Raw genomic sequence first — 12,255 nt, 5'->3', positions numbered from 1 at the left:
CCTCAGCCCGCGTAGAAGTACGACCGGGCCCTGTCCACCAACTGGGCTTCCCGCCACTGGTTGTTGACCAGCCGGTAGACGGTGCCCGCCGCCACCGCGAGCACCGGCGAGGGCTGGGCCAGGATGTACCCGCGGGACTCCGCGGTCGAGATGGACTGCGGGGAGGACGGCAGGCCGTTGCCGGTCTGCAGCTGACTGTCCGTGCTCTGCGAGCCGTCGGTGCTGATGTAGTAGAGCTGCTGGGGGCGGTCGGCCTCCTTGCCGAGCACCAGCAGCTGGTCGGTCTCCGCCCAGGACACTGAGGCGACGTCGACCAGCGATGGCGCCGCCGGGCGCACCCCGGTGATCCGCACGGTCGGCGCGGCCGGCGTGCCGCCGTGCTCCACCAGCCCGAACATCAGTGAACTGCCGTTCACCCCGGGCGACTTGACCACCAGGGCGATCCGAGCGCCGTCCGAGGAGAGCTTCAGCGCCTGCACCCCCTGCACCGGCTGCCCGGTCTGCGCGGTCACCGGCACGGTGGACGACTTGCCGCCGCGCACCGTCACCACCCGCGGGCCCTGCGGATTGCGGTCCACCACCCAGAGGTCGCCACGGCCGTCCCAGCTGGGCGAGGCCAGGCCGTCGTCCTTGGCGCCCGCCTTCGCCGGGGAGCTGAGCACGGGTTCGGGCAGCGCCACCGTGCCGGGCTGCAGCGGCACCGAGTAGAGCTGGTGGCCGTCGTCCGAGATCGCGGCGGCCTGGGCGCCGTCCCGGCTGACCGCGACCGTGCCCAGCTGGGGCGCGCCGTTCACGTGCGGCTTGCCGAGCACCCCGGGCACCGGGTCGCCGCCGCGCCCCTCGTCGGCCGCCATCAGCACGCCGTTGTCGGCGCGCTGGTAGTACTGCTGCACGGGCAGCCGGCCGGCCAGCGCGCCGGGGCCGACGGCCGGGTCGTCGGTGCGGCTGGCCGTGCAGGAGCCCCGCTGGCCCTTCAGTTCCAGCCGCTCGACCTGCCCCTTGCCCTGGTCGGCGAAGGTGTAGAAGAGCTGGGTGGCCATCCGGCGGCAGGCCATCGCGTCGCCGAGGTCGGCGCCGCCGAGCTGCACGTGGGCGATCCGGCTGTCGTCGATGGTCACCTTGTCGACCGTGGTGCTGCTCGGGAAGGCCGTCCGGGCCACCGGCGAGAGCCAGTTCGAGGGCCCGGCGACCAGCGCCTTGGCGGCCGAGGCCAGTGGGTCGACCCGGCGCCGCAGGTAGATCGGGTCGGCGATCAGCACCTCCTGGCCGCCGCTGCCGGCGGGGGGCGCGGATGGGTCGGGGGCGGTGTAGAAGAAGCGCTCGACCTGCCGGAAGCTGTTCCGGAAGTTGGTCTCGTTCATGATCACGCCGGGCGGCAGCTTGGCGATCCGCCACTCGCCGTCCTCACGCGTGAAGGTGAAGTCGAAGACGTTGTTGTTCTGCCCGGTGACCAGCAGGTACGAGTGCTTCTCGTCGACCTTGGCGACCAGCTGACCGGACACCGTCTCGGAGTACTCGGTGTCCTTGTCGCCGACCACCTGGTCGGACGGGATCTTCGTGGCGGAGAGCACCTGGATGCCCGCGTCCGGGTTCCAGGTCGCGGCGGCGTGCTCGGTGAGGTACTTGCGCGCGGTCTCGTACCCCTCGTCCGCGGTCACCGCGTCCAGGAACCCGGTCAGCAGCTCGCGCGGCTTGGCGCCCTTGCCGGGCGCCACCGGGAAGACCCTGGCCTGCAGGTTCTTGTCGGCCGAGCCCTGGGACAGCTCCACCTTGGTGATGCCGCCGGAGTCCGGCATGGCCGCGCAGCCGCTCGCCACCAGGGCGCCGAGCACCACGCCGGCCACCGCCACGAGCCGTGGCTCAGTCCTGTTGCTCGTCCTTCGCACGCTGCGACCCCTCCAGGTCCGTCCCACCCGTCGCGTCCGGTTCCGCCGTCCGCTGTGCCACCGACGGCCGTCCGCGCGTCGGGTCCACCATGACCTGGGCGCCGGTGGCGCCGTAGCCGGCTCCCACGGTCCGCACGTCCGAGGGGTCCGAACGCGGCCCCTCCGGCATCCGGCTCCGCCCCAGCCCGGGGCCGATGTTCAGCACCCCGCCGAGCCCGCTGCCGAGCCCGTTGCCGGCCCCCTCCGGCGCCTCGGCCGGCTCCTCGGCGGCGGTCATCGCCGTGGAGCCCGCCGGGGCGATCGCCCGCCGGTACGGCGTGCCGTACGCTCCCAGGCCCCGGTTGTTGCGGGAGTCCTCCGGCTCCAGCCGGAACGGCGCCCGGTTGATCTCGCCGCCCCGGGTGCGCGGCAGGGTGAGCCGGAAGTGCGAGCCGCCGCCGGGCTCGCCCCAGGCCTGGAGCCAGCCGCCGTGCAGATGGGCGTCCTCGACCGCGATGGACAGGCCCAGGCCGGTACCGCCGGTGGTGCGCACCCGGGACGGGTCCGCCCGCCAGAAGCGGTGGAACACCCGGGAGGCCTCGCCCGGCTTGAGGCCGATGCCGTAGTCGCGCACGCCGACCGCGACCGCGCCGTCCGCCGAGCCCAGCCGGACCACGACGTCGCGGCCCTCGCCGTGCTCCAGCGCGTTGACCACCAGGTTGCGCAGGATGCGCTCGATCCGGCGGGAGTCCACCTCGGCCAGCACCGGCTCGCCGTCACCGCGGATCACCACGGTGCTGCCCTTGGCGTCGGCCAGCGGGTCGGCGGCCTCCACCACCCGGGCGACGATCTCGCGCAGGTCGACCGGTTCGGCGTCCAGGATCGCGGCGCCGGCGTCGAAGCGGCTGATCTCCAGCAGGTCGGCCAGCAGCGACTCGAAGCGGTCCAGCTGGCCCTGCAGCAGCTCCGCCGAGCGGGCCGCCATCGGGTCGAGGTCCTCGCGGCTGTCGTAGATCAGGTCGGCGGCCATCCGGACGGTGGTCAGCGGGGTGCGCAGCTCGTGCGAGACGTCCGAGACGAAGCGCCGCTGCACCCGGGACAGCTCCTCCAGCTGGCGGATCTGCGCCTGCAGGGCGTTGGCCATCCGGTTGAACGACTCCCCGAGGCGGGCGATGTCATCCGTCCCGGTCACCTTCATCCGCTCTTCCAGGTGCCCGTCGGCGAGCCGCTCGGAGATGCCGGCGGCCATCCGCACCGGGGTGACCACCTGGCGCACCACGACCCAGGCGATGCCGCCCATCAGGATGACCACGAAGACGCCGGCGGTCGCCAGGGTGCCGGTGATCAGGTTGAGGGTGTCGGTCTCCTGGCCGAAGGAGAACACGTAGAACAGCTGGTAGCTGGTGTCGGCCGGGCCGACGAACTGCATGCCGAGGGCCAGTCCGGGCTCGCTCTTGCCGCCGGCCTCGGGCGAGCGGTGGATCCGGGTCGGCTGGTCGAACATCTGGCCGGGCTCTGCGAAGAGCTTGGCGCGCAGGGTGTCCGGGACGCTGCTGGGCTGGATGTCGCCCGAGTAGCGGGGCGCGAAGCCGGCGCTGTCCGGGACGACCGTCCCGGTGCCGGGGGCCATCGCGATCACCGAGTAGACCGTCTGCCCGCTCGCGGCCAGGTCGTTGACCTGGCGCAGCAGCCAGGTGCCGGTCTCGCCGGTGGTCGGGTCGACGGCGCCGCGCAGGGTCTGGTCCCGGGCCTCGTCGATCTTCTTCTGCTCGACCTGGAAGCCGATCCGGGCCTGCGCCCGGGCCGCGTCGATCTTGGTGTCGAGCAGGCCGGTGCGCACCTGCGCCACCACGACCACGCCCAGCACCAGGACCACCGCGATGGAGGCCAGCAGGGACACCGCGACCACGCGCACCTGGATCGACCGGCGGTACAGCGCGCTCACCCGGCGCGCGGGCCGCCGAAACTGACGCTTCATCAGACCGAACATTCCGGACGGGCCGCGGCGGCGGCGGGTGGTCGAACTCAGCACGTCCCCGCGCACGGCCCCCGCCCCGTCGGTCGCGGTACCCGACGGGGTGCCCTCAGCCCGGTCCGTCACCTCAGCTGGGTCCGGCCTTGTAGCCGACGCCGCGGACGGTCACCACGATCTCGGGGCGCTCCGGATCCTTCTCGATCTTGGACCGCAGGCGCTGCACGTGGACGTTGACCAGGCGGGTGTCCGCCGCGTGGCGGTAGCCCCAGACCTGCTCCAGCAGCACCTCCCGGGTGAACACCTGCCAGGGCTTGCGAGCCAGCGCGACCAGCAGGTCGAACTCCAGCGGAGTCAGCGGGATGCTGCGCCCGTCCCGCTTCACCGAGTGGCCGGCCACGTCGATCACCAGATCGCCGATGGTCAGCTGCTCGGGCGTCGGCTCCTCGGCCCGGCGCAGCCGGGCACGCACCCGGGCCACCAGTTCCTTGGGCTTGAACGGCTTGGTGACGTAGTCGTCGGCGCCGGACTCCAGGCCCACCACCACGTCGACCGTGTCGGTCTTCGCGGTCAGCATGACGATCGGGACACCCGACTCCGCCCGGATCTGGCGGCACACGTCGATGCCGTCCCGGCCGGGCAGCATCAGGTCGAGCAGGACCAGATCGGGCTTGCTCTCCCGGAACGCGGCTAGCGCCTTGTCCCCATCCGCGACGAAAAACGGCTCAAAACCCTCACCACGCAGCACAATGCCGAGCATCTCGGCCAGTGCGGAGTCGTCATCAACGACGAGGACGCGTCCCTTCATGGGTCCATCTTCTCATTACCGGATTGTGACCTGCCGCACAGCAGTGCCAATGCTCCACAACGGCCAACTCCCCCGCCGTCGAATTCCGGCCATACCGGGCGAATAACCCCCGTCGGAGTGCCGCCGAACCGTCCGGAACCCGCCGTCCGACCCCCCGGTGGCCCCCGTTGCCGATCAGCAACCGGATACCCCTGGGGCGTCTCCGGGCCCCATGGCACGATGGGCGCTGCGCGCGGGCGAAAGATCCGCCCGGAGCCGCGCCCAGGACGCCCCTCCGAGGAGCAGTGATGACCGACACTCCGGGCTGGGCCTCGCCCAGCTCGTCCGAGCCGCCCCGCGACGGCGCCCGGCCCCCGGCCGACGCGCCCGCCGCCGTGCCCGGGCCGTCGGCACCCCCTCAGGCCACCCCCGGCTCGGGCGCTCAGTACGGGCAGCCGCACCGTGGCACCCAGCCGCCCGGCCGCGACCCGTACGGCTGGGACGTCCCCCGCAGCCCCCGGCCCGGCGTCATCCCGCTGCGCCCGCTCAGCGTCGGCGAACTGCTCGACGGAGCCGTCACCACCGTCCGCCGGCACTGGCGCACCGCGCTCACCCTCTCGCTCGGCATCGCCGTGCTCGACCAGGCCGGCGCCTTCGTCGCCCAGCTGCTGGTCAAGGGCCGCACCGGCGCCTCCACCCAGCTCCTCACCCTGCTCGTCAGCCTGCCGCTGACGCTGCTGCTCGACGCGCTCGCCGTGGCCCTGCTCACCATCGTGGTCAGCCGCGCCGTCCTCGGCCGGTCGGTAACCGCCGGGGACGCCTGGCGCGACGCCCGCCCCCGGCTGCTGCAGCTGCTCGGACTCACCGTGCTCACCACCCTGATGAGCGTCGGCGTGATGCTGCTCGGCTTCACCCCGCTGCTCGGCTACCTGGCCGGCGGCACGGACAGCCCCAGCACCACGGGCCTGCTGTTCCTGGTCGGCCTGCTGAGCGTCCCGGTCGGCATCTGGCTGCTGATCCGCTACAGCCTGGCCGCCCCCGCGCTGATGCTGGAGAAGCAGGGCGTGCTGACGGCGCTCTCGCGCTCCCGGCGACTGGCCCGCGGCTCCTGGTGGCGGATCCTCGGCATCGTCCTGCTGAGCCGGGTCCTGGCCGGGATCGTCGGGGTGACGCTCGCCATCCCGTTCCGCTTCATCGGCCTGGTGCTCGGCTTCGGCTCCATGGACCGCCTCGGCGACACCGCCAACGAGTCCATCGGCATGATGGTGATGACCGCGATCGCCGGGATCATCGCCTCCGCGCTGTCCACCCCCTTCCTCGCCGCCGTCGGCGTGCTGGTCTACATCGACCAGCGGATCCGCCGCGAGGCCCTGGACATCGAGCTGGCCCGCGCCGCCGGACTGGCCGAGCAGGGCGGCACCGGCTGGAGCGACCACCCCGACCAGACCCCGGCGAGGCGCTGAACCGGATGCCTATCTGGGGGGACAGGCTCCTCGCCGCCGGCGGCGCCCCGGTCACCGTTCCGCGTGACCCGGCCCGTGACGCCGCCCGCGACGAGCTGCTCAACGCCGAGTACCACAAGAACGACCCGAGCATCCTGGAACGCGTCGTCGACTGGATCTGGGACCACATCGACCGCGCCGTGGGCACCATCTCCGCCGGCGGCACCGACGGCAGCACCGGCCTGGTGCTCTTCCTGATCGTCGCCGTGGTGATCGCCGCCGCCGTCTGGTGGCGCCTCGGCGCACCCAAGCGCGCCGCCCGCACCGTCATCGGCGTGTACGGCGCCGACGGCCCCCGCAGCGCCGCGCAGTACCGCACCGACGCCGCCGGGCACGCCGCCGCGGGGCGCTGGGCCGAGGCCGTCCGTGAGCAGATGCGCGCGCTGGTCCGGGCCCTGGAGGAGCGCACCCTGCTCGACACCCGGCCCGGCCGCACCGCCGACGAGGCCGCCGCCGAGGCCGGCCGGGCCCTGCCCGAGCACGCCGCCGCGCTGGCCGCCGCCGCCCGCGCCTTCGACGACGTCGCGTACGGCGAGCGCACCGCCGACCAGGCCGCCTACCGGCTGCTGCTGGACCTCGACCGGACGCTGGAGCGCAGCCGTCCGGTCCACGCCTCCGCCGCGGCCCCGACACCGACCTCGACCCCGGGAGGAGCGGCATGACCAGCACCGCCCCGGCTCCCCCCGCCGCCGAACGACCCGCCGAACGACCCACCGACGCCACCCCGACCAGCCTCGCCCCCACCGGGCGCGGCCTGATCCGCCGGGCCCGCTGGTACCTGGTCTTCCTCGCCGTCCTGCTGGTCGCCGCCGTCGGCCTCGCCGTCCTCAACCAGGGCCACCGCTACCCGCCGACCGACCCGCGCTCCTACGACTCCGACGGCGCCCACGCCGTGGTCGCGCTGCTCGAACACCAGGGCGTCAAGGCCGACCTCAGCACCGACCCCACGACCGCCGCGAACGGCGCCGACACCCTGCTGCTGCCCGAACCCGACCTGCTCAGCCCGGCCGAGCTGCGCACCGTCGCCGCGGCCCGGCACCAGCGGCTGGTCCTGATCAACCCGGGCCCGGCCGCCCTCAGCGCGCTCGCCCCCGGCATCCGCACCTCCGACGAGGTCGGCGGCGTCCCCTTCGCGGCCGTCCGCAGCACCCACCCGAGCTGCGCGCTGCCCGAGGCCGTCCGGGCCGGCAGCGCCTCGATGGGCGGCACGCTCTACACCAGCGGCAGCCGCGGCGACGGCTGCTACCCGCTCAGCCACGGCTACCCGCTGGTCAGCACCCCCAGCGGGGGCGGCGACGTCATCGTGCTCGGCAGCGGCCAGTTCCTGCAGAACGGCCGGCTGGCCGAGGACGGCAACGCCTCGCTCGCGCTCGGCCTGCTCGGCTCGCAGCCCCACCTCACCTGGCACCTGCCCGACTACTCCGCGCCGGTCGCCGAGGGCACCCAGCGCAAGACCCTCGGCGACTTCATCCCGAAGGGCTGGCACTGGGCCCTCTACCAGCTCGCCGTCGCCGCCCTGCTCGCCGCCCTCTGGCGCGCCCGCCGGCTCGGCCCGGTGGTCAGCGAGAACCTGCCCGTGGTGGTCCGCGCCGCCGAGACCACCGAGGGCCGCGCCCGCCTGTACCGGCGGGCCAGGGCCCGCGGCCGCGCCGCCGAGGCCCTGCGCCGAGCCGCCGCCCACCGCCTCGCCCCCGCCCTGGGCCTCCCGCTCCAGGCCGGCGCACCCGAGCCGGAAGCACTCTGCGCGGCCGTCGCCGGCCGCCTCCCCGAACGACCCGCCGGGGACGTCCGGGCCCTGCTGTACGGCCCGCCCCCCACCGACGACGCCGCGCTGCTGCGGCTCGCCGACGATCTCGACGCCCTCGAAAGGCAGGTACGGAACCCGTGACCGAACAGGCGACCGCCCAGCTCCGCATCACCCCCGGCACGGCACCCGCCACCCCCGCCACCTCCACCACCGACCCGCGCGCGGCACTGACCGCCCTGCGCGCCGAGATCGGCAAGGCCGTGGTCGGCCAGGACGCCGCCGTCACCGGTCTGGTGGTGGCGCTGCTCTGCGGCGGCCACGTCCTGCTGGAGGGCGTCCCCGGCGTCGCCAAGACCCTGCTGGTCCGCACCCTGTCCACGGCGCTCAGCCTGGAGACCAAGCGCATCCAGTTCACCCCCGACCTGATGCCCGGCGACGTCACCGGCTCACTGGTCTACGACGCCCGCACCGCCGAGTTCTCCTTCCAGCCCGGCCCGGTCTTCACCAACCTGCTGCTGGCCGACGAGATCAACCGCACCCCGCCCAAGACCCAGGCCGCCCTGCTGGAGGCCATGGAGGAGCGGCAGGTCACCGTCGACGGCGAACCGCGCGCGCTGCCCGTCCCGTTCATGGTCGCCGCGACCCAGAACCCGGTCGAGTACGAGGGCACCTACCCGCTGCCCGAGGCCCAGCTGGACCGCTTCCTGCTCAAGCTGATCCTGCCGCTGCCCGACCGCGACCAGGAGTTCCAGGTGCTGTCCCGGCACGCCTCCGGCTTCGACCCCAAGGACCTCGCCGCCGCCGGCGTCCGCCCGGTCGCCGGGCCCGAGCACCTCGCGGCCGCCCGCGAGCAGATCGCCCGGCTGACCGTCTCGCCCGAGGTCCTGGCGTACATCGTCGACCTCTGCCGGGCCACCCGGCAGTCCCCGTCGCTGTCCATCGGCGTCTCCCCCCGCGGCGCCACCGCGCTGCTCGCCGCCTCGCGCGCCTGGGCCTGGCTGGCCGGGCGGGACTACGTCACCCCGGACGACGTCAAGGCCCTCGCCCTGCCCACCCTGCGGCACCGCGTCGCGCTGCGCGCCGAGGCCGAGATGGAGGGCGTCACCGCCGACTCCGTCATCCAGGCCGTCCTCGCCCAGACGCCCGCCCCCCGCTGATCCACCACCGGTAGGCGTACCGGGTCCTCGAATTCACCGGGCTTCCGAAGGAGCGCACCCGCATGGCCCTCACCGGGCGAACCGCCCTGATCGCCGCGCTCGGCGCGCTCTTCGTGGGCCTGCTGCTGCCCTCCTGGACCGGGATCGGGGCCGTCACCGGCGCGCTGCTGCTCGCCGTCCTGGCCGACCTGGTGCTCGCCGCCCCCGTCCGCAGCCTGCGGATCGTCCGGGGCGGCGACACCACCGTCCGGCTCGGTGACGACGCCTCGGTCGAACTCACCGTCACCAACCCCTCCGGGCGACCGCTCCGGGCCCTGATCCGCGACGCCTGGGCGCCCTCCGCGTGGCGCCCCGGCACCGCCGAGACCGCCTCCCGGCACTCCCTCGCCGTCCCCGGCGGCGAACGGCGCCGGACCGTCTCCATCCTCACCCCGGGCCGCCGCGGCGACCACCACGCCCACCGAGTGACGGTCCGCTCGCTCGGCCCGCTCGGCCTGGCCGGCCGCCAGGGCTCCCACCACGTCCCCTGGACGGTCCGCGCCCTCCCCCCGTTCAACAGCCGCAAGCACCTGCCCTCCCGGCTCGCCCGGCTGCGCGAACTCGACGGCCGCACCTCGGTGTTGACCCGCGGCCAGGGCACCGAGTTCGACTCCCTGCGGGAGTACCTGCCCGGCGACGACGTCCGCTCCATCGACTGGCGCGCCAGCGCCCGCCGCAACGCCGTCGCCGTCCGCACCTGGCGCCCCGAACGCGACCGGCACATCCTCGTCGTCCTCGACACCGGCCGCACCTCGGCCGGCCGGGTCGGCGACGCCCCCCGCCTGGACGCCGCCCTCGACGCCGCCCTGCTCATCACGGCCCTCGCCACCCGCGCCGGCGACCGGGTCGACCTGCTCGCCCACGACGCCCGCAAGCGCGCCGCCGTCATCGGCAGCTCGCCCAGCGAGATCCTGCCCGCCTTCACCAACGCGATGGCCCTGCTGGAGCCCGCGCTGCACGAGACCGACATGCGCTCGCTGGTCTCCACCGCGCTCAAGATGGCACCGCACCGCTCGCTGATCGTCCTGCTCACCGGGCTCGACGCGGCGCCCGTCGAGGACGGCCTGCGCCCGCTGCTGCCGCTCCTCACCAAGCGCCACGAGGTCGTCCTCGCCTCCGTCGCCGACCCGCACCTGGACGTGCTGGCGGCCGGCCGCGGCACCGTGGAGGCCGTCTACGGAGCCGCCGCCGCCGAACAGACCCGCGCCGACCGGCGACACACCGCCGACCGGCTCACCCGGCACGGCGTCACCGTCCTCGACGCCCCGCCCGCCCAGATCGCCCCGGCCCTGGCGGACGCCTACCTGGCGCTCAAGGCGGCCGGCCGGCTGTGAGCCGACCCGCCACCGTCAGCCGCCGCGACGGGCGTTGAGCCGGGCGTTGAGCCGGGCGGCCTGACGCGTCAGGTGGTCACGCTCGGCCAGGTTGGACGCCTTGTGGGCCGCCTCGGCGTACAGCCGGGCCGCCGTCGCCCGGTCCCCGTCCCGCTCGTGGAGGTACGCCGCGGTGGCGGCGTACCGGGGCAGCGAGTCGTCCAGCTCCCCGAGCGCCGCCAGCCCGGCCCGCGGCCCGTCGGCCTCGCCCACCGCCACCGCGCGGTTCAGCCGCACCACCGGACTGTCCGTCAAACGCACCAACTCGTCGTACCACTCGACGATCTGCACCCAGTCCGTCTCGTCGGCGGTGAGTGCGTCCGCGTGCAACGCCGCGATGGCCGCCTGGGCCTGGAACTCGCCCAGCCGGTCCCGGGCCAGCGCCGTCTGCAGGATCCCGACGCCCTCCGCGACCAACCCGGTGTCCCAGCGGCCGCGGTCCTGCTCGGCGAGCGGCACCAGACGGCCGTCCGCCCCGGTCCGGCCGGCCCGCCGGGCGTGGTGCAGCAGCATCAGCGCCAGCAGCCCCGCCACCTCCGGGTGGTCGATCGCCGCCGCCAACTGCCGGGTCAGCCGGATCGCCTCGGCGGCGAGGTCGACGTCACCGGAGTAGCCCTCGTTGAAGACCAGGTAGAGGACGCGCAGCACGGTGGCGACATCGCCCGGCTGATCGAACCGGACGGCCGAGACGGTGCGCTTGGCCCGGCTGATCCGCTGCGCCATGGTCGCCTCGGGCACCAGATAGGCCTGGGCGATCTGCCGGGTGGTCAGCCCGCCGAGCGCCCGCAGGGTGAGCGCCACCGCGGAGGACGGCGTCAACGACGGGTGGGCGCACAGGAAGTAGAGCTGCAGCGTGTCGTCCAGCGCGGCCGCGGGCCCGGGCTCCGGTTCCCGGTCGACCAGGTCCTCCCGTCGGCGCCGGGCGGTGTCCGCCCGGGCCGCGTCGAGGAACTTCCGCCAGGCGACGGTGACCAGCCATCCCTTCGGATCCCTCGGCCGATCGCGCTCCCAGACCCGGACCGCCTCCACCAGCGCCTCCTGCACGGCGTCCTCGGCCGCCGCGAAATCGGCTCCGCGGCGGACGAGAACACCGAGTACACCCGGGGTGAGGCTCCGGATCAGGGCCTCGTTCATCGGAGAGGTCACTCCGTGATGGTCGGCGGCATGGCCAGGAACGGGCGAAGCTCCAGCCACTCGTGGATCGGCTTGCCCCCGGCCCCGGGGGCCGAGGACAGTTCCCCGGCCAGTTCGAGCGCGCGCTCGTAACTGTCGACGTCGATCACCATCCAGCCGGCGATGAGGTCCTTGGTCTCGGCGAACGGCCCGTCGGTCACTGGCGGACGCCCCTCGCCGTCGTACCGGACCCACGTTCCCTCGGGCGCGAGCGCCTGGGCGTCGACGAACTCACCGGTCTGCTCCAGCCGGGCCGCGAAGTCCTGCATGAACGTGATGTGCGCCGTCACCTCCTCCGGCGTCCACTGGTCCATCGGCGCGCAGTTGACCGGAGTCGGGGCGCCTCGGTAGTGCTTGAGCAGCAGGTACTTGGCCATCGTGCTTCTCCCTCGGTGCTGGTGCGACCCATTGTGGCCGCGTCCACCCCGGGGACGGAGCAGGCCACGGGTTCTCGACATGGCCGGCCAAGATCTTTTTCGGGCCTCCGGGTTTCTAGGCTCCCGGGCTTCCCGCTCCCCGATCCTCGGATCCCGCTTCTCCCGGAAAACGCGAAAAGGCCCACCCGGGAACCCGGGTGGGCCTTTTCTGAAGAATTGTTCGGCGGCGTCCTACTCTCCCACAGGGTCCCCCCTGCAGTACC

10 protein-coding genes are annotated in these 12,255 nt (G+C 74.2%); 5 read left to right on the top strand and 5 right to left on the bottom strand.

The features are described from left to right. Positions 1–2 precede the first annotated feature (2 nt). The 3 genes from ACZ3YL_RS15100 to mtrA form a co-directional block, all read right to left on the bottom strand. On the bottom strand, positions 3–1,850 hold the full coding sequence (locus ACZ3YL_RS15100; RefSeq protein WP_465657606.1) for an LpqB family beta-propeller domain-containing protein: 1,848 nt from the start codon (positions 1,848–1,850) through the stop codon (positions 3–5). A gap of 10 nt (positions 1,851–1,860) precedes the next feature. Further along, positions 1,861–3,843: an MtrAB system histidine kinase MtrB gene (gene mtrB, locus ACZ3YL_RS15095; protein ID WP_223242794.1), complete on the bottom strand. Its 1,983-nt coding sequence runs from the start codon at positions 3,841–3,843 to the stop codon at positions 1,861–1,863. Between the two features lie 124 nt (positions 3,844–3,967). After that, positions 3,968–4,645: an MtrAB system response regulator MtrA gene (mtrA, locus tag ACZ3YL_RS15090; RefSeq protein WP_030283937.1), complete on the bottom strand. Its 678-nt coding sequence runs from the start codon at positions 4,643–4,645 to the stop codon at positions 3,968–3,970. Between the two features lie 287 nt (positions 4,646–4,932). On the opposite strand from mtrA, the gene ACZ3YL_RS15085 reads away from it, so the two are divergent. The 5 genes from ACZ3YL_RS15085 to ACZ3YL_RS15065 all read left to right on the top strand — a co-directional run bounded on the left by ACZ3YL_RS15085 (position 4,933) and on the right by ACZ3YL_RS15065 (position 10,403). Beyond that, complete coding sequence (locus tag ACZ3YL_RS15085; protein ID WP_188307014.1) at positions 4,933–6,087, top strand: DUF7847 domain-containing protein; 1,155 nt, start codon at positions 4,933–4,935, stop codon at positions 6,085–6,087. 5 nt (positions 6,088–6,092) lie between these two features. Then, positions 6,093–6,788: a DUF4129 domain-containing protein gene (locus ACZ3YL_RS15080; RefSeq protein ID WP_465657602.1), complete on the top strand. Its 696-nt coding sequence runs from the start codon at positions 6,093–6,095 to the stop codon at positions 6,786–6,788. Next, a complete protein-coding gene (locus ACZ3YL_RS15075) occupies positions 6,785–8,014 on the top strand; it encodes a DUF4350 domain-containing protein (protein ID WP_465657601.1) in 1,230 nt (409 codons plus the stop codon). The genes ACZ3YL_RS15080 and ACZ3YL_RS15075 overlap by 4 nt, the downstream gene beginning before the upstream one ends. Before the next feature lie 26 nt (positions 8,015–8,040). Next, positions 8,041–9,030: an AAA family ATPase gene (locus ACZ3YL_RS15070; RefSeq protein WP_188307202.1), complete on the top strand. Its 990-nt coding sequence runs from the start codon at positions 8,041–8,043 to the stop codon at positions 9,028–9,030. 62 nt (positions 9,031–9,092) lie between these two features. Further along, positions 9,093–10,403, top strand: a complete 1,311-nt coding sequence (locus ACZ3YL_RS15065; protein ID WP_188307199.1) for a DUF58 domain-containing protein — start codon at positions 9,093–9,095, stop codon at positions 10,401–10,403. Positions 10,404–10,418: 15 nt separating this feature from the next. On the opposite strand, the gene ACZ3YL_RS15060 is transcribed toward ACZ3YL_RS15065, so the two are convergent. Continuing rightward, positions 10,419–11,576 (bottom strand): RNA polymerase sigma factor, encoded by a 1,158-nt coding sequence (locus ACZ3YL_RS15060; protein WP_465657858.1) that lies wholly within the window; start codon positions 11,574–11,576, stop codon positions 10,419–10,421. Between the two features lie 8 nt (positions 11,577–11,584). Continuing rightward, complete coding sequence (locus tag ACZ3YL_RS15055; protein WP_188307198.1) at positions 11,585–11,992, bottom strand: YciI family protein; 408 nt, start codon at positions 11,990–11,992, stop codon at positions 11,585–11,587. Positions 11,993–12,255 lie beyond the last annotated feature (263 nt).

The organism is Kitasatospora sp. NPDC023176, from assembly GCF_055560495.1.
This window is presented reverse-complemented; position numbering and strand designations above follow the sequence as displayed.

Coding starts and splice junctions, on each gene's coding strand:
- ACZ3YL_RS15085 (WP_188307014.1), top strand. CDS start 4,933: ATGACCGACACTCCGGGCTGGGCCTCGCCCAGCTCGTCCGAGCCGCCC.
- ACZ3YL_RS15080 (WP_465657602.1), top strand. CDS start 6,093: ATGCCTATCTGGGGGGACAGGCTCCTCGCCGCCGGCGGCGCCCCGGTC.
- mtrB (WP_223242794.1), bottom strand. CDS start 3,843: ATGAAGCGTCAGTTTCGGCGGCCCGCGCGCCGGGTGAGCGCGCTGTAC.
- mtrA (WP_030283937.1), bottom strand. CDS start 4,645: ATGAAGGGACGCGTCCTCGTCGTTGATGACGACTCCGCACTGGCCGAG.
- ACZ3YL_RS15065 (WP_188307199.1), top strand. CDS start 9,093: ATGGCCCTCACCGGGCGAACCGCCCTGATCGCCGCGCTCGGCGCGCTC.
- ACZ3YL_RS15055 (WP_188307198.1), bottom strand. CDS start 11,992: ATGGCCAAGTACCTGCTGCTCAAGCACTACCGAGGCGCCCCGACTCCG.
- ACZ3YL_RS15060 (WP_465657858.1), bottom strand. CDS start 11,576: ATGAACGAGGCCCTGATCCGGAGCCTCACCCCGGGTGTACTCGGTGTT.
- ACZ3YL_RS15075 (WP_465657601.1), top strand. CDS start 6,785: ATGACCAGCACCGCCCCGGCTCCCCCCGCCGCCGAACGACCCGCCGAA.